General features: G+C 69.9%; 18 protein-coding genes. 14 read left to right on the top strand and 4 right to left on the bottom strand.

Annotated features, from left to right (window positions below):
- The first annotated feature begins 49 nt into the window (after positions 1 to 49).
- From ACFXHA_RS05065 to ACFXHA_RS05020, 10 genes are all read left to right on the top strand, one after another.
- Positions 50 to 1234, top strand: a complete 1185-nt coding sequence (locus tag ACFXHA_RS05065; protein WP_379353049.1) for a sensor histidine kinase — start codon at positions 50 to 52, stop codon at positions 1232 to 1234.
- Positions 1231 to 1863, top strand: coding sequence for a response regulator (locus ACFXHA_RS05060; protein WP_379353047.1), 633 nt, complete (start codon positions 1231 to 1233; stop codon positions 1861 to 1863). The genes ACFXHA_RS05065 and ACFXHA_RS05060 overlap by 4 nt, the downstream gene beginning before the upstream one ends.
- A gap of 381 nt (positions 1864 to 2244) precedes the next feature.
- Positions 2245 to 5061: a phosphoenolpyruvate synthase gene (locus ACFXHA_RS05055; protein ID WP_379353045.1), complete on the top strand. Its 2817-nt coding sequence runs from the start codon at positions 2245 to 2247 to the stop codon at positions 5059 to 5061.
- On the top strand, positions 5058 to 8510 hold the full coding sequence (locus ACFXHA_RS05050; RefSeq protein ID WP_379353043.1) for an AMP-binding protein: 3453 nt from the start codon (positions 5058 to 5060) through the stop codon (positions 8508 to 8510). The genes ACFXHA_RS05055 and ACFXHA_RS05050 overlap by 4 nt, the downstream gene beginning before the upstream one ends.
- On the top strand, positions 8507 to 8764 hold the full coding sequence (locus ACFXHA_RS05045; RefSeq protein ID WP_379353041.1) for an acyl carrier protein: 258 nt from the start codon (positions 8507 to 8509) through the stop codon (positions 8762 to 8764). Before ACFXHA_RS05050 ends, ACFXHA_RS05045 begins: the two co-directional genes overlap by 4 nt.
- Entirely contained in the window at positions 8761 to 9873 is a 1113-nt protein-coding gene (locus ACFXHA_RS05040; RefSeq protein WP_379353039.1) for an SDR family oxidoreductase, read from the top strand. Before ACFXHA_RS05045 ends, ACFXHA_RS05040 begins: the two co-directional genes overlap by 4 nt.
- A complete protein-coding gene (locus ACFXHA_RS05035; protein ID WP_379353037.1) occupies positions 9870 to 10799 on the top strand; it encodes a nucleoside-diphosphate kinase in 930 nt (309 codons plus the stop codon). Before ACFXHA_RS05040 ends, ACFXHA_RS05035 begins: the two co-directional genes overlap by 4 nt.
- Positions 10796 to 11812, top strand: a complete 1017-nt coding sequence (locus ACFXHA_RS05030; protein ID WP_379353035.1) for a ScbA/BarX family gamma-butyrolactone biosynthesis protein — start codon at positions 10796 to 10798, stop codon at positions 11810 to 11812. Before ACFXHA_RS05035 ends, ACFXHA_RS05030 begins: the two co-directional genes overlap by 4 nt.
- The gene (locus tag ACFXHA_RS05025; RefSeq protein WP_379353033.1) at positions 11809 to 12441 is read left to right on the top strand and encodes a nitroreductase family protein; all 633 of its coding nucleotides are present in this window, start codon (positions 11809 to 11811) and stop codon (positions 12439 to 12441) included. The genes ACFXHA_RS05030 and ACFXHA_RS05025 overlap by 4 nt, the downstream gene beginning before the upstream one ends.
- Entirely contained in the window at positions 12438 to 13385 is a 948-nt protein-coding gene (locus ACFXHA_RS05020; protein ID WP_379353031.1) for a hypothetical protein, read from the top strand. Before ACFXHA_RS05025 ends, ACFXHA_RS05020 begins: the two co-directional genes overlap by 4 nt.
- 2 nt (positions 13386 to 13387) lie before the next feature.
- Here ACFXHA_RS05020 and ACFXHA_RS05015 read toward each other — a convergent pair whose 3' ends face one another.
- Entirely contained in the window at positions 13388 to 14155 is a 768-nt protein-coding gene (locus ACFXHA_RS05015) for an ABC transporter permease (protein WP_379353029.1), read from the bottom strand.
- Positions 14152 to 15432: a glycosyltransferase gene (locus ACFXHA_RS05010; RefSeq protein ID WP_379353027.1), complete on the bottom strand. Its 1281-nt coding sequence runs from the start codon at positions 15430 to 15432 to the stop codon at positions 14152 to 14154. The genes ACFXHA_RS05015 and ACFXHA_RS05010 overlap by 4 nt, the downstream gene beginning before the upstream one ends.
- A gap of 119 nt (positions 15433 to 15551) precedes the next feature.
- Between ACFXHA_RS05010 and ACFXHA_RS05005 the strand changes: the two genes are divergently transcribed.
- Entirely contained in the window at positions 15552 to 18113 is a 2562-nt protein-coding gene (locus ACFXHA_RS05005) for a cytochrome P450 (RefSeq protein WP_379353025.1), read from the top strand.
- 5 nt (positions 18114 to 18118) lie between these two features.
- On the opposite strand, the gene ACFXHA_RS05000 is transcribed toward ACFXHA_RS05005, so the two are convergent.
- Positions 18119 to 19342, bottom strand: coding sequence for a cytochrome P450 (locus ACFXHA_RS05000; RefSeq protein ID WP_379353023.1), 1224 nt, complete (start codon positions 19340 to 19342; stop codon positions 18119 to 18121).
- A 148-nt stretch (positions 19343 to 19490) separates the two neighbouring features.
- Here ACFXHA_RS05000 and ACFXHA_RS04995 point away from each other — a divergent pair, with 148 nt between their 5' ends.
- The 3 genes from ACFXHA_RS04995 to ACFXHA_RS04985 are packed head-to-tail and all read left to right on the top strand — an operon-like array spanning position 19491 to position 21096.
- Positions 19491 to 19916 carry a hypothetical protein gene (locus ACFXHA_RS04995; RefSeq protein WP_379353022.1) on the top strand — a complete coding sequence of 142 codons (426 nt, stop codon included), beginning with the start codon at positions 19491 to 19493 and terminating at the stop codon, positions 19914 to 19916.
- Positions 19910 to 20137 carry a helix-turn-helix transcriptional regulator gene (locus tag ACFXHA_RS04990; protein WP_379353020.1) on the top strand — a complete coding sequence of 76 codons (228 nt, stop codon included), beginning with the start codon at positions 19910 to 19912 and terminating at the stop codon, positions 20135 to 20137. Before ACFXHA_RS04995 ends, ACFXHA_RS04990 begins: the two co-directional genes overlap by 7 nt.
- The gene (locus ACFXHA_RS04985) at positions 20134 to 21096 is read left to right on the top strand and encodes an NAD(P)-dependent alcohol dehydrogenase (RefSeq protein ID WP_379353018.1); all 963 of its coding nucleotides are present in this window, start codon (positions 20134 to 20136) and stop codon (positions 21094 to 21096) included. The genes ACFXHA_RS04990 and ACFXHA_RS04985 overlap by 4 nt, the downstream gene beginning before the upstream one ends.
- A gap of 3 nt (positions 21097 to 21099) precedes the next feature.
- Here ACFXHA_RS04985 and lepB read toward each other — a convergent pair whose 3' ends face one another.
- Positions 21100 to 21858: a signal peptidase I gene (gene lepB / locus ACFXHA_RS04980; RefSeq protein ID WP_379353016.1), complete on the bottom strand. Its 759-nt coding sequence runs from the start codon at positions 21856 to 21858 to the stop codon at positions 21100 to 21102.
- Positions 21859 to 21877 lie beyond the last annotated feature (19 nt).

Raw genomic sequence — 21877 nt, 5'->3', positions numbered from 1 at the left:
CAACCGTTCGGGGGACAGCGAGGCAATGAGCAGGGGTTATGGTCGGAGCATGAACGTGCACGCCACGGGGCCCGAACGCTGGGTCTTCTGGTACCGGATCTGGTGTGCCTACGTGGTCGGTGGCTGTGTGGCCACCGTGGTGCTGGTGATCGTGATGCGACGCCAGGACCACGCCGACGGGTGGGCCGCGACGGCCGCCCTGTGCTGCCTGCTGCTGTGGTCCGCGCAGCTGGCACCGCGACTGAGCAACCCGGACGCGTTCTTCCGCCGCACGGTGAACCGGCGATCGGTGACCTTCGTGACCGGTGCGCTGGCGTTCTTCCTGGCCGCCGTCTGGTGGTCGCAATCTGCCGTCGCGGCGATCATGGTCGTGTACGCGCTGATCTATATGTCGCTGCCGGTGCGAGCCGCGATCCTGGTCGCCGCGCCGGTCAGCTTCGCGCCGTTGGTCGCGGCGCTGGTGACGCGCACGGATGTGCCTGTCGCACTGGGTATCTCGCTGGTCGCCGTGGTGTTCAACCCGGCGATCGGCTCGACGATCGCCCTGGCCATCGACCGGGGTGAACAGCTGGCCGTACTGCTGGAGGAATTGGAACGCAGCCGCGCCGATGTCGAACGGCTGTCGCGGGAAGCGGGATCGGCGGCCGAACGCGCGCGCCTGGCACGGGAAATCCATGACACGCTGACCCAGGGTTTCGCGGGCATCGCGGCTCTGGCGCAGGCGGTCGACTCCGAACTCGACACCGAGCCGGACGCCGCGCGCCGCCACGTTGCGTTGATCGAGGCGACCGCGCGCGAGAACCTCGTCGAGGCCCGCACCATGGTGGAGACGCTCACGCCGCCGGACCTGGGCGGCGGCTCCCTGGCCGACTCGGTGCGCCGCCGCTGCCGACGCCTCACCGACGAGACCGGTATCGAGGTACAGGTGCACGTGGATTCGACGGTGCCGCAGCTGGATACCGGCACCGAGGTGGTCCTGCTGCGCGCGGCGCAGGAGACGCTGGCCAATGTGCGCCGGCATTCTCGCGCCGAGAGTGTGCGCGTCGACCTCACCCGGACCCGCGACGGCGTCCGACTCTCGGTGGCGGACAACGGCATCGGTTTCGACGTGGACGGCGTGAACGGATTCGGCCTCGCCGGTTTGCGCAGCCGCGCCCAGGAGATCGGTGCGACGGTCGAGGTGACAACCAGCCCCGGCGCGGGCACCCGGGTGGATATCGAGGTACCGGCATGATCACCGTCCTGCTGGTCGACGACCATCCCGTGGTGCGGGAGGGCATGCGCGGAATGCTCTCGCGGGAAACGGATCTCACCGTGATCGCCGAGGCCGCGGGCGGGGCGGAGGCGGTCACCGTCGCCACCGCGCTGCGGCCCGACGTGGTGCTCATGGATCTGCGCATGCCCGATGTGGACGGCGCGGCCGCCACCGAACGCATTCTCGCCGTCTGCCCCGCCACCCGCGTGGTCGTGGTCACCACCTACGAGACCGACACCGACATCCTGCGCGCGGTCGAGGCGGGGGCGTGCGGCTATCTGCTCAAGGACAGCTCCCGCACCGAACTCGCCGCCGCCGTCCGCGCCGCCGCCCGCGGTGAGACCGTGCTCGCGCCCGCGGTGAGCGCCCGGCTCCACCGGCGCGTGCGTGACCCGCAGGTGCAGCTGTCGGCCCGCGAGGTGGAGGTGCTCGGGCATGTCGCGCGCGGACTGACCAACACCGAGATCGGCCAGGTCCTGCACATCAGCGAGGCAACGGTGAAAACGCATCTGCAGCGCGCCTTCGGGAAGCTCGATGTCACCGATCGCACCGCCGCCGTCACCGCCGCGCTGGCCCAGGGGCTGCTTTCGGTACACCCACGCGACTGAGCGCGGCCGACACCGGCGAGCACCGCTCGAGCAACTGCCCGAGATCGGCGCGGTGATCATGCGCCTCGGCAACCCTGCTGCGCGACACCGTGATCCAGCTCTCGCCGGGTTCCGTGCCGCTGCGGGGCCCGGATTCGGTGCCGGTCCGCGAGCCGCCGCCCGAGTAGGCCGGGCCGCAATGGATTTCCCCATGTCATGCCGTGCGGCACTCGAAATGTGAATCGCACGGTGTGTGTTTCGCCTCGCAGATACTCTACGACCGGGCCGGGGTAGGGCAGACCCAAGAAGCTTGGGCTGGTGCATGTTTGAAACGTGGATTATCCAAAGTAACACCCCTGATCTTGCTCCGGCGTCCGCTGGGATGTGACTGGCCTCAGGGGGATGGGAGTGGTTGTGCGATTGCTCGGCCCGTGGTCCGATTCGGCGGATATTGCCGTGCAGGGAGGTGGAAAGGCGCGAGGGTTACACGCGCTGGGGGAATCGGGGGTGCGGGTACCGGAGTGGGTGGTTCTCGGGACGGGGGTCTTCGAAGAGTTCGTCACCGCGGCCGGACTGACCGCGACGCTCGCGGAATTCGCCGCGCTGGACGAGGTGGATGCCGCGGTGGCGGCGGCCGCGCGGTTGCGGGAGGCGCTGGCGGCGGCTCCGGTGCCCGAGACCGTACGGGCCGAGATCGCGCAGGCGTGGGAGCGGGTGGGGCCGGACGCGATCGCGGTGCGATCGTCGATGTCGGCCGAGGACGGCGCGGAGCATTCCTTCGCCGGGCAGTTCGACTCGCATCTGAACGTGCACGGCGTGGACGCGGCCACCGAGCGCGTGCGCGACTGCTGGACCTCGGCATTCTCCGAGCGAGCGGTGCGATACGCCTTCGCTCACGGCATTTCTCGCAGCTTCGCACCGGCGGTGGTGTTGCAGCGAATGATCGTCGCGCGATCAAGTGGCGTGGTGTTCACACGCAATCCGATGACCGGCGCGCAGGACGAGCTGGTGATCAGCGCCGTCTACGGGCTGGGGGAGGGGCTGGTGTCCGGCGCGGTCGACGCCGACTCGCTGATTCTGGACAAGCAGACCGGGGCGCTGCTGGATATCGCCGTGGGGGACAAGGATATTCGCGTCGATGCCGGAGACGGGCAGGGCTGCGCGACCGTCGCCGTGGACGACACCCTGCGGGGTGCGCGGGTACTGACGGAGGCCGACGTCGCGGAGCTGGCCGCGCTGGCCCGCACGATCGAAATCGCCGGTGGGGCACCGCAGGACATCGAATGGGCCATCGACGACACCGGCGTGTGGTTGCTGCAGACGCGGCCGATCACCGCCACCGCGGCCGCGCCCGCCCGGCCCGTCGAATTGCGCGGCGCGGGCGAGCAAGTAGGCGCGGACGAACAGCGGATCTGGGACAACTCGAACATCATCGAGAGCTTCAGCGGCGTCACCTCCCCGCTGACGTTCACCACCGCCGCCGACATCTACGGACGCGTATACCGCGGCTACGCCGCCTCCCTCCGCGTGCCGCCGCAACAGTTGCGCCAGACCGATGCGTGGACGCCGGTGCTACTGGGCGCCTTCCACGGCCGCGTCTACTACAACCTGCTGCACTGGTATCGCATGGTCGGCATCGCGCCCGGCTATCCGCTCAATCGGCGTGTGCTCGAGGCCGCGCTCGGGGTGGCCGAGCCGCTGCCCGACGAGATCGCGAAGACGTTGCGCCCCTTCGAATTCGACAGTCCGGTGGCGCGGCTGCGGTCACGGGCGGTGACCACGGCGGTCTATGTGCGCCGGCTGCTGGGCATCGACGACATGATGGAGCGTTTCAGCGCGGAGTTCTACCGCGTCTACGACGAATACGACACCCTCGACTACCGGACGCTCACCGGCGAGCAGGCGTATCGCGCGTACCGCACGGTGGATCGCGACCTGGTGGAGCGGTGGGGTCCGCTGATGGTGCTCGACGCCATCCTGCTGACCACCACCGGCCTGATGTTCCTGCTCACCAAGCTTTTCCTGCCCAAAGCCCCGGAATGGTTCCTCTACGCCGTGGTCGGGCCGGGCGCGGACGTTGAATCCGCCGAACCGGCACGCGCCATGACCGATCTGGCGCGACTCGTGCGTGCCGACCCGGAATTGACCGAACTCCTCAACGCGACCGCGCCGGAGAAGATCCACGACGCGCTACGCGATGGCGGGCACGCCGAATTCCTGGCGGCCGTCGACGACTACCTCGACCGCTACGGCTACCGCAGCCTGGACGAATTGAAGCTCGAGACCCCGGACCTGCGCGAGAATCCGGCGAACCTGTTCGTCATGCTGCGCAGCGCGGTCGGCCGGGTCGGTGACACCGTCACCGCCGACCGCGGCGGGGAGGCCGACGCCTACCTCGACGAGCACCTCGGCCACGGGGCGCGGCGACGCGTGTACGAACGGTTGCGCGCCAAGGTGAATCGTTGCGCCGCGCACCGGGAGCGGCTGCGCTTCTGCCGGACCCGGGCCTTCGGCATGGTCAAGCGCATGATCCGCGTGATGGGCCGCGACCTGGTGTCGCGCGGCGTGCTCGACGAATTCGATGATGTCTTCCAGTTGACCGTGCAGGAACTGCGCGGCTGCTACGACGGGGCCGACACCACCGCGTCCGAGGGCGGCGACGCCACCGTGCTGCGTGAGGTGGTTGCCGGTCGGAAATCCTTGCGCACCAAGGACTCCGCACTCGTCGCCCCGGCCCGCTTCGTCACAGTCGGTCCCCGGCTGGGCAATGCCGAACTGGCCGCCCAGGGCTGGGTGCCTGTCACCGCGACGGACGCGGCGACTCCCGGCACGGTCCTGACCGGAACCCCTTCCGCCGCAGGCATTGTCGAGGGCGCCGCGGTCATCGTGGACGAGCCCCGCGATGTCGCGGGCGGCATTCTCATCGCCTATCGCACCGACCCGGGCTGGGTGGCGGCCCTGCCGTCGGCGTCGGCGCTGGTGATCGAGCGGGGCAGCCCGCTCACCCACGTCGCCATCGTGGCACGCGAACTCGGCGTGCCCACCGTGGTCCAGATCCCCGACCTCACCCGCCGCCTGCGCACCGGCATGCGCCTGCGCGTCGACGGCGCCGCCGGCACGGTCACCGTGCTGCCCGACGACCAGAGCGTGCTGCCCGACGACGACCAGAGCGTGCCGCCTGCGAACGACCAGCGCGTGCCGCCCGAAGGAGAACAGTGAACGCACCTGTGAACGATGAAGCGGCCGTGCGGAATTGGCTGCTGACGCCGTCCGCGGACACCGGCATCCACCTGGCCGACGAGGCCGACGGGTGGGAGTACCGCAGCTACGCCGAACTGGCTGAGCAGGTGTGGTCGATCACCGCGCTGCTGCGGGCGGGCGGGCTGAGCAGTGGGGACGGGGCGTGCGTCATCATGCCGACCGGATTCCCGTGTTTCGCGGCGTTCTACGCGGTGTGGGCGTGCGGTGGGGTGTTCACGCCGGTCGCACCGCCCATGTTCGGGGATCTCGAGCAGATCGTGGCGCACATCGCGGGGATCCTCGAGCAGGCCGCGCCGCGACTGGTGGTGACCTCCCCCGAATTCGAGACCTTCGTGCGCGCGGCGGCGGTGGCGGCGGGGCGGACCGACGAGCCGCTCGTCGTGAACGCCGCCACCCTGCCCGCCGCACCCGCCGACCGCGAGTTCGCCGCGGCCGCGGAAGTGGCGCTGCTGCAATTCACCTCGGGATCCTCCGGCTCGCCGCGCGGAGTGCAGGTGAGCTGGCACAACCTGGCCAACAACATCGGCATGATCTCCCGGCTCATCGACTGGCGGCCCGGCGAGACCATGGTCTCCTGGCTGCCGCTCTACCACGACATGGGCCTGGTGGGCGCGTTCCTCAACGGCGTCACCAATCAAGCCGAGCTGTACCTCATGCGCCCTGACCAGTTCGTGCGTGACCCGATCCGCTGGTTGCGGGCCATGACGCACGCCCAGCACTCGCCCTCGCCGTCTTTCGCCCTCGGCTATGTGGCACACCGGGTGCGGCCGGAGCAGATCGCCGACCTGGATCTGTCCGGCTGGCGGACCCTGGCCATCGGCTCCGAACCGGTGGAGGTCGCCGACCTGCAGGCCTTCGCGGATCTGACCGGGCCGCAAGGCTTCTCGATGGGATCGTTCACCCTCGCCTACGGCCTGGCCGAGGCGACGCTCATGGTGACCTCCTCGCCGACCCGGCGGCCGATCACGGCGCTGCGGCTCGACAACCCGAAACTGCGCTTCGGGGAACCGGTTCCGGTGCTCGAGGAGGCCATTCTCGACGACACCCACCGGGTCGAGGGCGCGGGCTGGATCACCGGCCTGGGCTTCTCCACCCCCGAATCCACCGTCACCGTCGTCGATGACGAAGGCGGGGTACTGCCCGACGGCGTCCTGGGGGAAATGGTCGTCCGTGGCGATTCCGTTGCCCTGGGCTATTCGGGCACACCCACGTCAGGCTCCTCGACTCGCCTGGAGAATGGCACGCTCTACACGGGCGACGCCGGATTCCTCTACCGCGGCGAGGTTTTCGTGCTCGGCCGGATGGGCACCAGCATCAAGGTGCGTGGCCGCTCGGTGTTCATGGAGGACATCGAATCCCGGGTAGCCCAGGAAACCGGCCTCACCAAGGGCAAACTCGCCGCCGTCGGCATCGTGGAAGCAGGCGTCCAGGGCGTCGCCCTCTTCGCCGAAACCGCCCCCGGCGACTGGATGCCGGAGGCCCGCTCCCTCATTCGCGGCCACCTCGGCCCCGCCCACCTGGTCCACATCGTCACCGGCCCGCGCGGCCTGATCCGCCGCACCTCCAGCGGCAAACCCCGCCGCCGCCACATGTGGCAGCTGTTCCGCGACGGGGCCCTGGCCGGCGCGGTCCTGCACGAGCCTGCCGACGCCCTCACCCAGCCCGCCACCGCCGCGCGGACCCCGGGGATGCCGCTCGAGCGGGTGGAACAGTTGCTCGAGGCAGCGCTGCGGTCGGTGTCGGTTCCCGAGGCTGCCGCAGTGCTTTTCGAGGGCTCGCTGGCCGAGGGGTTCGGGAACGCGGGCTCCGATATCGACTTCCTCGTGGTTGCTCCGGGGGCGGATGAGCTGCCGACCTTGCCGACCGTGTTGTTCCTCGACGGGCGGCGGGTCGAGGTACGTACCCGGTCGGTCGCTCAGGTGCGGCGGCAGTTCGAACAGGCCGTCGCTGCGCCCGACGAGGATGTCCTCAACCGCTGCCAGCGCTTCCTGCGAGCGAGCGTGATCCGCAGTGGGGCAGTCGATCTCGACGAGCTGCGCGGCATCCTGGCCTACGACGCCTTCGCGGCCAGGGTCACCGACTGGTGGACCGGCCGCGCCCGCCACGCGCTGCGCTACGCGGTGGCGCTGCGGGCTTTCGGCGCTCACGACGAGGCGTCGGCCTGGGCGGAGGATGGACTCGTCCAGGGTCTGAAGGGCTGGCTGGCCGCGCGCGGTGAGACCTACCTCGAGACGAAATGGTTGCCGCAGCAGCTGGATCGGGTCGGCGCCGACGCACTGATCGACCGCTACCGTGCGCTCACCGCGCCCACCGGCGACCCGCTCGGGTCGGGGCGCGCCGCGCGGATTCCGGCGGTGAGCGTGCCGGGCGCGGTGACCGACGGTCCGGCGGTCGGCGCCGACGGACGGTGGGAGGCGTTGCTGGCATTGGCCGCCGACCTCGGGGTGGACGGGGTCGCGGACGATCCGCACGCGTTGATCTTCACCCGCCGCCCGGCGGTCACCACCTGGCCGCTGGCCGGGCGGCTGCACGTGTTGCGTTCGGACAGTGAGGTTTTCGTGCTGTCGGATGCCGGGGCGCGGGCGTGGCGGTCGGTGGTGTTCCGGCATTCGGTCCGCGACGTCCTGGCCCGGGCACCGCACGAGATCGGCGCCGAACTGGCCGAGTTCGTGCGGTTGGGGTTCGTCGGGTTGCAGTGGCGTGGGGGTGAGGTGCTCGAACCGGCGTTGGCGATGTGTAAGGCGGTGCAGCCGTATACGCCGGTGCCGGTGGTGGCGGTGCCCGCGCTCGGAGTGACCGGTGCGGTGCGGGAGGGCGGAATCGCCACGCTCTCGGTGCTGTCCGCGTCGCGATTCATCGGGTGCGGGCTGAACCTGGTGTGGTCCAACGTGGTGCTGGAGAACGCCCGGGAGGATCTCGTCGGGGCCATCAAGGACGGGCAGGGGGAGGTCGCCGATATCGCGGCGCATCGCCTGATCGCCATGAGCGTGCGAGTGTTGCTCAGCGCGTACGGGATTCACCCGCTGCCCGCCGATGTCGACCCGGGCGGGACCGTCGCCCGGCTGCTGCCGGGACGGTCGCCGGAGCGTGACGCGTTGCTCACCGCCCTGGAAACCGCGGGCCGCGTGCGATTCTCGGAGACCCTGCGCCACGGCGGCGACGCCCTGGACGCGCTGTCCACCGTCGACGCCCTCGTCACGGCGGTGCGCCGAGTGGCCGCCGATGCGGGCCCGGAATTCCCCGCCTCCTTCGATTCCCGCGAGCAGTGGCAGCGCACCCTCACCCTCGGCTACGACTGGCTGCGGCTGGCCGGCTATCTCGACGCCACGCTGCCGCTGGACGAGGCCCGCGACCTGCTGGCCAGCGGCGGCCAGCAGCCCCACCTGCGAGAGAGCGAGCAGTCATGACCACCGAAGACACCGTGGCGCAACGCATCCGGCAGCTCGTCACCGCCATGGCGCCGCGACCGGCCGCGGAACTCGGCGACGAACTGCGGCTCATCGAGGACCTCGGCTTCGACTCGCTGCGCCTGATGGAACTCACCGTCGTCCTCGAACGCGGCTTCGACCTGCCGCGCTACCGGCCCGAACAACTGATCGGCGTGCTGCGCGTCGGCCAGGTCGTCGAGCTGGTCACCCGGACCCTGGAGGTGCGCGCATGAGCGACACCGCACTGCCACGCACCAGCGATACCGTGCTGCTGACCGGTGCCAGCGGGCTCGTCGGCGCGGAGGTCGCCGCCCGGCTCTCCGCGAGCGGCCGGACCGTCGCGGCGGTGCTGCACAGCAATTCGCAGATCCGCCGCAACGACGGCACCCCGTACGAACCGGACCTGCGGTTGACCGGCGACATCCGGCAACCGGGATTCGGCCTGGAACTCGCGTCCGGGCTCGCCGACCGCGTCGAGCTGATCGTGCACTGCGCGGCCACCACCGCCTTCGACGCGACCCCGGAAACCTACGACGAACTCAATGTGGCCGGTGCGCGGCACGCGATCGAGCTGGCGCTGGCCTGGAACGTCCCGTTGGTGCACGTGAGCACCGCCTACGTGTGCGGCCTGCGGCACGGCGTCATCCGCGAGGACGAGCTGGATACCGGCCAATCCTTCGGAAACGGCTACGAGCAGAGCAAATTGCGGGCCGAACAATTGGTCCACGCAGCGGGGGAACGCGGGCTGCGCTGGGCGATCGTGCGTCCCGGCATCGTCACCGGCGCGCTGAGCGACGGGGCGATCCGCGAGTACAAGAACCTCTACACCGTCGTGAAGCTCATGGTCGAGGGCAAACTGCGCACCCTGCCCGGCCGCTACGACGCCACCCTCGCACTCGCCCCGGTCGATCATGTCGCGGATGTGATCACCGCCGCCGTCGGCGATTTCGACGCCGTGGCCGGCGCCACCCTGCACGCGGTGGGCCGTGACACGCTGTCGCTGCGTGAGGTCTCGGATGTGCTGGCCGAGTACCCGTCCTTCGATGTGGCGACCTTCGTCCCGGAATCCTCTTTCCGCGCAGACGATCTCGACCCGATCGAGCGCGAGTACTACGAGCGCATCGGCGTCCTGTACACCAGCTACTTCCAGCGTCGCCTGAGCTTCGACACCAGTGCCGCCGACCGCCTGCTCGACCGGCTGCCCCCGCGCACCGGCAAGGACTATCTGCGGCTGCTGCTGGATCACTGCCTGGACTCGGGTTACCTGGGCGCGCCACTGCCTTCCATCGAGGAAATGCTGGCGCGCAATGGAATCGGCGGCACCGCGGAGGCACGATCATGACCGATGACACCCTGCACGGCCTGTTGACCGAACTGACCCCGTCCAAGGCGAAGGTCGACGCCTACCTCGCCGACACCTACGTTCTCGAGACCGTCGAGCAGCTGACCCGGCTCGGGCTCGATCCCGAACGGTTCTCCTCTGAGCATTCCCTGCTGCTGCTCAAACCGGACGCGATCGTCGCCCGCGCGGTCGAACCGACCCTGACCTGGCTGGCCGACAACGACTTCGAGGTCGTCGATGCCCGCCGTGTCGTCGTGGACCGGCATGTGGCGCGGGCACTGTGGTACTTCGCCTGGAATATCGCGTCACCGGAACGGCGGCGACTGGCGGACCTGCTGGTCGGCATCTCCGATGTGCTGGTGCTCGTGGTCCGCGCACCGGCGGCCCAGCTCCCGACACCGGTGCGCCTGGCGGAAGCCAAGGGCGCCACCGACCCTCGCAAACGGCAGCCCGGCGACCTGCGCTACCTGCTGGGCCGCCACAACTATCTGCTCAATCTCGTGCACTCACCCGACGACCCGGCCGACGTGCTGCGCGAACTCGCCATCTACTTCGACGAGGACACCCGCGCCGAGGTCCTCACCCGTGCGCTCGAGGGCGGCGACCGCCGCGCGCACGCGGCAGCGCTGGGCCGCGAACTCTACGCCGAAACCCCCGCCCGCAGCTTCGCCCGCGCCGACGCCGTCGCCCGGCTGTGCGCCGAATTGGGTGCGGCGGCAACGGAATCGCTGGATCACCGCACCTCCACCGCCGACTCCGACGCCGCCCACGTCGCGCTGCTCGACGCCGCCTGGTCGGCCGGCCGCCCGCTCGATCCGTGGTCGCTGATCGTGCTGGGTTCCTACGTACTACCGATGCGCACCGGGTCCGGAGCACAGACGCTGCGGCCCGTGGGCGCGACCGATTGGCTGGAGGCAAGACCGTGACCACCACACAGCCCCTGAGAATCACCCAGCCGGTGCCACCGGCCGTCGCCGTGCGAAAGGGCGTGCGCGCCAGCCACGTCCGCACCGTGCCACGCGCGCTCGCGCACCGGCACGCGGTCGCGGAGGTCTTCGTCACCTCCCTGGACGCCGAGGCCGAGGACAGCTTCGTGGTGGGGGCGCAACTGCCCCGCATGCACGGCCACTACGGCGATCACGCCGGTGTGCTGGGCGAATACCACGATCTGATCGCGGTTATGGAGGCCGCGCGGCAGGCGTCCATCGCCGTCACCCACGAGTTCTACGACGTGCCCACCGACAGCGCGTTCCTGGTCCGGACCTTCAACGGCACCGGAATCGACAGCATCGCCTGGGAAATCGGGTCCGCGCCCGCCGACCTGGAACTGCGGGTGCGGGCGCTGCGCGAGCACCGGCGCGGCGAGGCACTCGAGGGACTGGATCTGGTGCTCGACATCTCCTGCGGCGGTGCCGCCATGGGGACCGTCGACGGGTCGTTCTCCTGGGTCGATCCCCGGCAGTGGTCCGCGATCCGCCGCGGATACCGCAAACAGCTGGGGCTCGGGCCTTTCGAGACCCCGGCCTCGGCCGGTCCGCGCGCGGCGGCGGCCCTGGTCGGCCGCGAGAATCCCCGCAATGTGGTGATCGGCGTCCCGGAGGCCACGCCCGCCCGGGCCCGCGCCGCGGTCATCGCCGACACCACCCATCCGATCCTGTTCGACCATCAACTCGATCACGTGCCCGGCAATCTTCTCATCGAGGCCTGCCGTCAGACCGCGCTGACCATGGGCGCCGATCCGCGCCGATTGGTCAGTGTGACCAGCGCTTTCGACCAGTTCGTGGAACTGGATCTGCCCAGCGTGTGTGTCGCCGAACGCACCGAGTCCGGGGTCGACGCCACCGTGGTGCGTTGCGAGATCCGCCAGGCCGGGGGTGTGGCCGCCCGCATCGATCTCGAATTCGCCGCCGCGATACCGCTGCAGGACGGGCACCGATGAACACCGACCTGCTGACCGGCACCCGCGCCGTGCGCAAACGACTTGATCTGACCAGGCCGGTGGACGATCAGGACATTCGTGACTGCCTGGATATCGCGGTGCACGCGCCCAGCGGTTCCAATCGGCAGCCGTGGCGGTTCGTGGTGGTGCGCGACCCCGAACTCAAGGCGCGGATCGGCGAGTACTACCGGAAGGCGTTCGCCGCCAACCTCTCCGGGCGCACCCCGCGCCCGGATCAGCTGGCCGATCTGGCATCGGGACAGCACCTGGCGGATCATCTCGGGCAAGTGCCCGCGCTGATCCTGGTGTGCTCGCTGGGGCGTCCGCCCGCCGAACCGTCGGCGCTGCGGCTCGCCAGTTTCTACGGGTCGATCTATCCGGCCGTCTGGAACCTGCAATTGGCCTTGCGCGCCAAGGGTCTCGGCACCACCCTCACCACCGCACACCTGGCCTACGAGCGGGAGATCGCCGAACTGCTGGGCATTCCCTTCGACGAGGTCACGCAGGTGGCCATGCTCCCGGTCGCCCACCTGCTGCCCGGTTCCGACCGGTCGGTGCGCCGGACGCCCGCCACGGAAGTAACCGGCTGGGACGGCTGGCCCACTCCCTCGGGAGGCGTGCCTCGATGACGGACCTCGCCGAAAACCCCATCCGGGCGGGGCTTCTCACCTCGGTCGGCCGGATCGCACGCTTCACGCGGGTGATGTACAAACCGCACTACCTGCTCTACGGAATCCTCTGGGTATTCGCGCTCGAAGGCACCGCCGCCCTGCTCACCGCGCCCGGCCACGGCTGGCATCCCACCGGCGCGACCGCCGCCCGCATCGGCGTCGTCGCCATCGTGCTGCTCTACCTGCGCATGGTCGACGAACAGAAGGACCTCGAGTACGACCGGGTCCACAATCCGGACCGGCCGCTGGTCACCGGGGCGGTCAGCGCCCTGGAGCTGCGTGGCGCGATGGCGGTGATCGCGGTCGTGGCCATCGCGGGCAGCCTTGCCCTGTCGGTGCGTTCGGCGCTGGCGATTGCCGCGGTCCTGGCTTACGGCCTGATTCTCTGGGGCCTGGAACAGCTCTCCGCGACCGTCCGAACGAACATCCTGCTCAACCTGCTGGTCACCTACCCGGTGCAACTGCTGGTGACCCTCTACGTGGTGCTGTCGGCCATCGACACCGGCGAGGCCGCCGCGCACGGCCGGGTGGCGTGGACGGCGGTCGTCTTCGCGGGAGCCTTCCTGCAGTTCGAATTCGCCCGCAAGACCTCACGTCTCACCCGACCGGGGGAGATGTACTACTCGAATGCCCTGGGCTACACCGGCAGTGCCCTCGCCGTCCTGCTGCTCGCACTGGCCGCCGCATTGTGCGAGACAGCGCTGGCCGAGCCGTGGACCCGGCACGGGGCGGCGGCGGTGATCGGCTGGATTCCTCTGGCGCTCACACTCATTCCGGCCGTCGGCACCGTTCGCTTCCTGCGCTCCAGCGACGAGGACTACCCGATCCTGCCCGCAGTCCTGTTCATCCTCACGCTCTACCTGTCACTCATCGCCCAGGCGGTGGTGGCGACCCGCGGCTGACCTCAGCGGTGGGCCAGGCGGCGGTAAGAGACCGCCGCACAACCGAACCCGATCGCGGCGAGCACCGTGCACCAGAGGACGGCGGCCGGTGTCCGGGCGGGACCGGTACCGTCGAGCAGGCTGCGGACGGCATCCACGACCGGTGTCGCGGGCTGATTGTCGGCGAAGGGCCGCAGCCAGCTCGGCATGGTGTGGGTGGGGACGAACGCGCTGCTGACATACGGGATGAAGGTGATCGCGTAGGTGAGTCCGCCGGCGGCCTCGGGATTGCTGGCGGCCATGCCCAAGGCCACCGAGATCGCGGTCACCGCAATGACGAACAACGCGATCACTGCGGCGGCGGCCAGCCAGCCCAGCGGGCCGGAACCGGGCCGATAGCCCAGCACCACGGCCACCCCCACCGCGATCACGATGGCGGCCATCGTACGAACGAAACCCTCGCTCAGGTGACCGGCGGCGAGCGCCTGGCGGAACATGGGCAGCGTGCGGAAGCGGTCGATGCTGCCCCGGGTCATATCGGTGCACACGCTCGCGGCGGTGATGGACGCGCCGAAACCGGTGCACAGCAGCATGATCCCGGGCACCACATAGTTCAGATACGAGCCGCCGACCTCGATCGCGCCACCGAAGACGTAGGTGAACAGCAGCATCATCAGGATCGGCATGGACAGCGAGATGACCAGGGTGTCGGTGCTGCGCAGCGTGCGGCGCGCACTGCGACGGAACATCACCAGGGTGTCGGGCACCAGGTAGCGGGCGGGAGAGGTCACCGGGCGGCGGCCTCGATGAGATCGGCGGCGCGCTCGGCGGTGCCGGTGGTCAGCAGCGTGGCGGCGAAATCCCGCACCCGGGTGCGGGATTCGTCGTTGAGCAGCGGGGCCAGCTTGCGCTCGAGCAGCTCGGCGGTCATCGCCGTGAACGGCAGATGCGCACCCACGCCCAGCTTCTCGACCTGCCCGCCCCACATGGGCTGCTCGAACGACACCGAGCACACCACCGTCGGCAGACCCGCCCGCAGACTCTCGAACAGCGTCCCGATGCCGCCGTGATGCACCGCCGCCGCACAGAGCGGGAAGACCAGGTCGTAGGCGAAATTGGCGCTCACGAGCTTGATTCGGTCGCCGGTCACGGTATTGGCGACATCCAGATCGCTCCAGCCCGCATGCACCAGGGCGCGGACACCGAGCCGCGCGGAGACCTGCTCCACCATCGCAAACACGGCGGCGGCGTCGCGGATCGGCATGCTGCCGAATCCGAAGAACACCGGCGGCGCACCGGATCCGATCCAGGCCAGCAGGTCGTCATGACTGCCGGAGAGCTCGCCCACGGCGGTGCGGGTGGCCCGGTCCAAGGTGAGGAAACCGGTGAAGGGGCGGCGCTCGTCCCACTGCCCGGGCAGGCCGGGAACCAGTGCCGGATCATAGATCTGGATCTCGGGCACCCGTGCCCGCGCCAGCGCCGCGGCCGGACCGGTATAGGACTTCGGCAGGCCGAGCGTGCCGCGCAACTGGTTGAGATAGCGCAGGAACACGACCCGGCGCAGATTCTCCGCCACCGCCCAGGTCGCCCGATTGACCGGCCCCGGCGGATTCCAGTGCGCGGGAAGCAGTCCCGGGAACGGGTAGGCGCTGTTCATCCGGCACGGAAAATAGTGCAGGCTGACCAGCGGCACCCCCATCGCCTCGGCCACCGAGGACGCGCGGTCCTCGGTGACCGTGCTCGCCACGATCAGCTCCGCCTTCGAGCACACGTCGATGACCTCGTGGTTCATCCGCTCGCCGTACTCGGCCATCTGCTTGCCCACCATCTGCATCAACCGCAGCGTGTTCCCGGCCGCCAGCGCGCGCTGACCCTCCTCGGAACTGTAGAGCTGCTGCACATCCGGTCCGCAGGCCTGCGCGGGAAGTCCTGCGGCGGTGACGAAGTCGACCAGATTCGGCGGCGCGCCCAACAGCACCTCGTGGCCGCGCCGCCGCAACTCGACCGCGAGGCCCACGACCGGATGGACGTCGCCCCGGGTTCCGGTCAGCGGTATCGCGATGCGCATGCGGCCTCTTTCGACACAGATGGTGGGATCAGTAGACACTGGGTGGTGCGACCGCCGCCGTCCAGACGCAGGAAATGTGGGCATTTCACAGCGGGGCGGCGCGGACTAGGGTTCCACCGATGCACATCGCGATGTTCGTGGACTATCACCCGGCCTCGCTGGGCGGGGTGCAGACCGCGGTCGCCGCGCTGCGCCGCGGCCTCGAACACGCCGGTCACCGGGTCACCCTGTTCGTGCCGCCCGATCCGGCCGCCGCGCCCGATGCGGCCACCGACCCGGACAGCGTTGCCCTGCACCCGCTGTCGATCCCGGCCGTGAACGGATTCGCGGTGGTCGCGCCGACGCGGCGCAATGCCGCGCTCATCGACGCCGAATTCGCCGCGCGCGGGCCGATCGATCTCGTACACACCCACACCACCTACGGCGTCGCGATCGCGGGCATGAAAGCCGCTCGGCGGCATCGTATTCCCCTGGTGCACACCGCGCAGAGCCGCGACGACGCGTTCATCGAACACACTTCGCCCGCACCGTATCCGGCCGCGCTGGCGCTGCGCCTACTGCACGGACGCTATGTGCCGCACCACCGGACACCGCGCCGCGCCGGGGAATCGGCGGCGGCCGCGCACGCGTGGCAGACCATCAGCGGGCAGGCGCAGGCCGCCGACCGGGTGATCGCACCAACCCGGCATTTCGCGGATCTGCTGCTCGCACACGGGATGACACGACCCCTGACCGTCATCTCCAACGGTGTCGACGACGCGCTCCTCGACGGGCGCACTGAGGCGCCGCGTGCGGACGGCGGCCCGCTGCGGCTGGTCTGGTGCGGGCGGCTGTCGGGGGAGAAGCGGCTGCTGGAATCCCTGGAGGCGGTGCGGCGCACCGATGATTGCGTGCTCGACATCTACGGCGACGGCGAACTGTACGGCGCGGCCGTCGGACGCATCGTCGAACGCCGCCTCGGCGACCGGGTTCGCCTGCACGGCAGAGTGTCCCAGGCCGCCTGCCTCGACGCCATGGCCGCCGCCGACGCACTGCTGTTCCCGTCCACCGGATTCGACACCCAGGGCATGGTGCTGCTCGAGGCCACCGCCATGGGACTGCCGGTAGTGTACTGCGATCCGGACCTCGCCGAATCGGTGCCCGCGGGCATCTGCACCGACGATCCGTCCGTCGACGCCATGGCCGCGACCCTCGGCAAGCTGGTCGCGGACCGCTCGGTGCTCACCGAGCTGCGCGCGCAGCTCGCCGGGCAGGCCGACGCCGTGCGCCAATCCCGGCAGATCGCACGGGTCTTGGAGGTATACCGGGACGCCGGCGCCGCCGTGGCCGCCGCGTCGACGCATCCCATGCCGCGCACCCTCGCCGAGATCCCCACCGCCCCGGGCAGCGTGCCGGTACTGGGGCACAGCCTGCGCGCGCTCACCGACGCCCCCGGCTTCGTCGGCTCGCTGCCGGCCCTCGGACCGATCGTGCGCGTGCACTTCGGCCGCCAGACCGGATACGTGCTCACCACCCCCGACCTGCTGCGCGAAGTCAACCTCAGCGACGCCGAATTCGAACGCGAAGACCTGCGCGAAGCCATCGCCGATATCGCGGGCGGCGCGGTCAATGTGCTGCGCGGCCCGGAACACCGGCTGCGCCGCCGCATGATCTCGCCCGCCCTGCGCCAGACCCGGCTGGCCGAATACGCCGAAGCCGCCGCCGATATCGCCAATGCGTGGTCGGCGGCGCTGCCGGCGGATACCCGGGTCGATCTCATGGACGAAGCACACGGCCTGGTCCTCGACACCGTCTCGGCGACCCTGTTCACCGCCGAGTTCGGCGACGGTGCGCGCCGCGAGATCCGCGACAGTGTGCCGTGGCTGCTCAGCCAGGTCATCGTGCGCACCGCGCTGCCGCCGCAACTGCGCCGCCTGCGGGTGATCGCGAACTACCGGTGGCGCAGCAAATCCCGGCACCTGCGGGCCGCCGTCGGCGCGGTCGTCAGCGAATATCGCAGGCGCGACGAGGATTTCAACGATGTGGTGTCCGCGCTCATCCGGCACACCGACGCCGAGACCGGGGCGCGACTGTCCGACGACCACATCATCGACGAGGCGATTCTCATGCTGGCCGGTGGCGTCGGATCCATGGCGTCACTGACCGGCTGGCTGTGGCACGAGGTGAGCCTGCGCCCGGCCATCCTCGAAAAGCTGTACGCGGAACTGGATTCCGTGGTCGGCGCCGAGAACGTGCGACCGCACCACCTGGCGTCCATGCCGTACCTCAAACAGGTGGTGTCGGAGACCATCCGCTTCTGGGGGCCGTGGATCAGCGCCGCCAACGCCAGCGCCGACCTGCCCATCGGGGAGGTCACCATTCCGGCCGGTGCCGCGATCATGTTCAGCCCCTACATGGTTCAACATGATCCGCGCTGGTTCACCCACCCGGAGACCTTCGATCCGGACCGCTGGGACGCCGAGAACGCCGCCGACACCGCCAAGAAGGCCATGATCTCCTTCGGTGTCGGGCGGCGGCGCTGCCTCGGCGATCACTTCGCGCTGCTCGAGATCGCGCTCGCCTCGGCGGCCCTGCTGTCGCGGTGGCGGCTGACCCCCACGCCCGGGCATCGGGTGCGCGCCTCCAACCGCGATTTCGTGTTGTCGCCCAACGCGCTTCCCGTCTCGCTCAGCCGCCGCTAGCGGCGTCAGTCGAGCAGGACCGGCAGCGCGGTCAGACCGCGCATCAGCGTGCTGGCGTGGTAGGTCACCGTGTCGGCGGCGGGCGCGAGCCGCAGGTTCGGGAAGCGGGACAGCAGGGCCGCGAAGGCCGTCTGGGCTTCCAGGCGGGCCAGGGGCGCACCGACACAGAAGTGGATGCCGTGACCGAAGGCCACGTGACCGGTCGCGTCGCGGTCGGGGTCCAGGGACTCCGGTTCGGGATAACGCTCGGGGTCGCGGTTGGCGGAAGAGAGTGCGATGAGCACGAATTCGTCCGCCGGGATCACGGTCCCGGCGATGGTGACCGGTTCCGCCGTATAGCGCAGGGTCGCCATATTGACGGGGCCGTCGTAGCGCAGGAACTCCTCCACCGCGTCCGGGATCGCCTCCGGGTGCGCCTGCAGGGCGTGCAGCCGAGCCGGAGCGCGCAGCAGGGCGAGCGTGCCGTTGGCGATCAGGTTGACAGTGGTGTCGTGCCCGGCGACCAGCAGCAGGAACGCCATGCCGACGAGTTCCCGATCGGTGAGGGCGTCGCCGTCATCGGCGGGATCGGCCAGCGCGGAGAGCAGATCGGCGGCGGGCGCCTCGCGCTTGGCCGCGACCAAGCGCGACAGGTAGGCGCCCATGGCGGCCGTCGACTGGGTGTAGCTCTCGTCGTTCTCGCCGGAGACACTGACGATGGCGCGGGTCCACCGCTGGAAGTCGGCGCGATCCTCGAAGGGGACGCCGAGGAGTTCACAGATCACCGTGATCGGCAGCGGCTCCGCGAAATCGTGCAGCAGATCGACCTCGTCGCGGCCGGCCATGGCGTCGAGCAGACCGGCGGTGATCTCCTCGATGCGCGGGCGCAGCGCCGCCACCCGGCGCGGGGTGAAGGCACGGGTCGCCAGCTTGCGCAGCCGGGTGTGGTGCGGCGGATCGGTATTGAGCATGTTGGACAGCAGCACCATATGACCGGCGGTGGCGGGCGGCAGGCCCCGCTTGTCATTGAGCAGCGCGGTGGCATGCTCGGCGTTCTTGCGCAGTCGCGGATCGTTCAGGGCGGCGCGGCCTTCGGCGTAACCGAGCACCACCCAGCGCACCACGCCGTCGGGGAATCGGACCTGCCGGACCGCGCCGTCCGCCCGCCAGCGGCGGTAGTGGGCGTGCGGGTCGGCGAAGAAATCCGCGCCGAGCGTCTCGATGCGGTCCGGGGCTTCTAGATCGGCCATGGCTTCGACGCTATCGGGTCGGCGGGGAGAAGGGAACCGGCTGCGACACAGGGGAATTCGAGAGCGGGATGGTGTGGTGGCGGAGTGGGGTCGCCCGGCGATGTAAAGAATTCTGTACATCATGTCGAAGTTTCTTTACACTGAACCCGTGTCCTATGAGGAGAAGCGAACCTGGATTCTGGGTGTCGCGGCGGGCGTCTCGTACGCGATCTACCTGATCGTCGTGCTGACCCGGGCGCGACACACCGCCCTGCCGGAGGTGGCCTACGTCGGGCCGCTGCTGTGGGCGGTCGGCGGGTCCATCGTGGCGTCGATCGTGGCGAGCATCGCCGTCTCGATCGGGTCGCGTGACCGGGACCGGCGCGATCAGCGCGACCGCGAAATCGACCGGCGCGGAACGATCGTCGGCAACGGCTTCGTCGTCCTCGGCGCGGTCGCGGCCATGGTGCTGGCCATGGCGGACGGTGACCGGTTCTGGATCGCCAACGTCGTGTACCTCGGGTTCACGCTGTCCGCGGTGGTGGGCGCGGCCGCCAAACTCGTCGCCTACCGGCGGGGGATGTGGCCATGGTGAAGCCGACCAAGGTCACCAACAATATTCGCGCGCTGCGGTTCTCCCGCGGCGAGATGACACAGGCCGAACTGGCCGACCGGCTCGGCGTGACCCGGCAGACCGTCAACGCCATCGAACAGGGCAAGTACTCGCCATCATTGGAGATGGCATTCCAGATCGCCAGGGTGTTCCGTGCACCACTGGACGAGATCTTCGAGTATCCGGAAGAAGACCAGCAATGAAGGCTATTGCGCAGAACGCGTACGGCACCACCGAAATGCTCTCCTACCGTGACGTTCCCACCCCCGAAGTCGGCCAGGACGGAGTGCTCGTGCGGGTGCGGGCCGCCGGGGTGGACCCCAGCGTCTGGCATTTCATGACCGGCGAACCCCGCATCGCGCGCCTGGCGCTGGGCCCGCGCAAACCCCGGGAACGGGTGCGTGGCTGGGACGTCGCCGGGATCGTGGAGGCGGTCGGCCCGCAGGTCACCGAATTCCGGCCCGGTGACGAGGTTTTCGGCACCGCACCGGGCAGCTTCGCCGAATTCGCCTGTGCCCCCGGGGCCAAACTGCAGCGCAAACCCGTCAATCTGAGCTTCGAACAGGCGGCGGCCCTGCCGATCTCGGGCATGACCGCGCTCATCGGCCTCCGCGACGCCGGCCGCATCGAATCCGGGCAGCGGGTCCTCGTCATCGGTGCGGCGGGCGGGGTCGGGCACCTCGCGGTCCAGCTCGCCAAGCATTTCGGCACCGAGGTCACCGCCGTCTGCTCCGGCGGGTCCGCCGAGTTCGTCACCGATCTCGGCGCGGACCACGTCATCGACTACACGAGCGAAGAACTCAGCGGCCGTTACGATCTCATCCTCGACATGGCCGGAAACCGGCCGCTGCCGCTGCTGCGCTCGCTGCTCAGCGACAGCGGCGCGCTCGTCCTCGGCGGCGGTGAGAACGGCGGCCGCTGGTTCGGCGGGCTCGGACGATCCGCCGCCGCCCAACTGCTCTCGCCCTTCGTGCGTCAGCGATTGCGTGCGCTGCTGTCGCTGCCCACACCCGAAAGCCTGCGCGCCGTCACCGAACTCGCCACCGCGGGTGCCCTGGCACCGCGCGTGACCCGCACCTTCGCGCTGCCCGACGCCGCCCTCGCCATCGACCACCTCGCCGCCGGGCACTCCCGCGGCAAGTCCGTCATCGTGGTCGGCTGAACCTCACGGTTTCTGCGAATGGATCGGGCCGATGCGGCCCGGCGGCCAGATCTTGAACACCGCCTTGCCCCGGATATCCGAGAGCGGGACCGTGCCCTGGTACTGGTCCTCGACGTGGGCGCGGGAATCGGCGGACTCGTTGCGGTTGTCGCCCATCACCCACACATTGCCGTCCGGCACCTTGATCGGGCCGAATTCGCGTCCGGTACCGACACTTCCGGTGTAGGCCAGACCCGGCCGGTACGGGAGGTTGTAATGGGCGTAGGGCTCGTCGAGCGGTTTGCCGTCCACCAGCACCCGGCCCTGCGCATCACAGCACTGCACGGTCTGACCGCCCACCGCGATGACGCGCTTGACCAGATCGTTCTCGTCCGGCGGCATGAGGCCGAAGAAGGCGATGGCGTTCTCGAGCCCCTTGACGGCGGCATTGCCCGACCGGCGCGAGGTCCAGGCGCGATCCCAGGACGCGGTCGGACCCTTGAACACGATCACATCGCCGGGCTGGGGGTCGCCGAAGTCGAAACTCAGCTTCTCCACATAGATCCGGTCGCCGGTACAGCCGGGGCAGCCGTGCAGGGTCGGCTCCATCGACTGCGACGGGATCACGTACGGGCGGCCGATGAACGTGACCACCAGCGCCACGGCGACGGCGGCGATCACGATCAGGGCGGGCAGTTCCTGCCAGAACGGCCGTTTCTTGCGTTGCCGTTTCAGCCGCCGTCGACGGGGCGGCGTGGCGGGCGGGTCGAGAATGTCTGACACGCCCTCCAACCTAGCCTGA

It is taken from the genome of Nocardia sp. NPDC059240, from assembly GCF_042753865.1.
In the GTDB taxonomy this organism is placed as follows: domain Bacteria; phylum Actinomycetota; class Actinomycetes; order Mycobacteriales; family Mycobacteriaceae; genus Nocardia.
Note: the sequence above shows the minus strand (reverse complement) of the source record. Positions and strands in the feature narration are given on the sequence as shown.

Bases quoted from the DNA above. Each gene is read 5' to 3' on its own strand.
- ACFXHA_RS05065 (WP_379353049.1), top strand. From the start codon at position 50: ATGAACGTGCACGCCACGGGGCCCGAACGCTGGGTCTTCTGGTACCGG.
- ACFXHA_RS05060 (WP_379353047.1), top strand. From the start codon at position 1,231: ATGATCACCGTCCTGCTGGTCGACGACCATCCCGTGGTGCGGGAGGGC.
- ACFXHA_RS05055 (WP_379353045.1), top strand. From the start codon at position 2,245: ATGGGAGTGGTTGTGCGATTGCTCGGCCCGTGGTCCGATTCGGCGGAT.
- ACFXHA_RS05045 (WP_379353041.1), top strand. From the start codon at position 8,507: ATGACCACCGAAGACACCGTGGCGCAACGCATCCGGCAGCTCGTCACC.
- ACFXHA_RS05040 (WP_379353039.1), top strand. From the start codon at position 8,761: ATGAGCGACACCGCACTGCCACGCACCAGCGATACCGTGCTGCTGACC.
- ACFXHA_RS05035 (WP_379353037.1), top strand. From the start codon at position 9,870: ATGACCGATGACACCCTGCACGGCCTGTTGACCGAACTGACCCCGTCC.
- ACFXHA_RS05025 (WP_379353033.1), top strand. From the start codon at position 11,809: ATGAACACCGACCTGCTGACCGGCACCCGCGCCGTGCGCAAACGACTT.
- ACFXHA_RS05020 (WP_379353031.1), top strand. From the start codon at position 12,438: ATGACGGACCTCGCCGAAAACCCCATCCGGGCGGGGCTTCTCACCTCG.
- ACFXHA_RS05010 (WP_379353027.1), bottom strand. From the start codon at position 15,432: ATGCGCATCGCGATACCGCTGACCGGAACCCGGGGCGACGTCCATCCG.
- ACFXHA_RS05005 (WP_379353025.1), top strand. From the start codon at position 15,552: ATGCACATCGCGATGTTCGTGGACTATCACCCGGCCTCGCTGGGCGGG.
- ACFXHA_RS05000 (WP_379353023.1), bottom strand. From the start codon at position 19,342: ATGGCCGATCTAGAAGCCCCGGACCGCATCGAGACGCTCGGCGCGGAT.
- ACFXHA_RS04990 (WP_379353020.1), top strand. From the start codon at position 19,910: ATGGTGAAGCCGACCAAGGTCACCAACAATATTCGCGCGCTGCGGTTC.
- ACFXHA_RS04985 (WP_379353018.1), top strand. From the start codon at position 20,134: ATGAAGGCTATTGCGCAGAACGCGTACGGCACCACCGAAATGCTCTCC.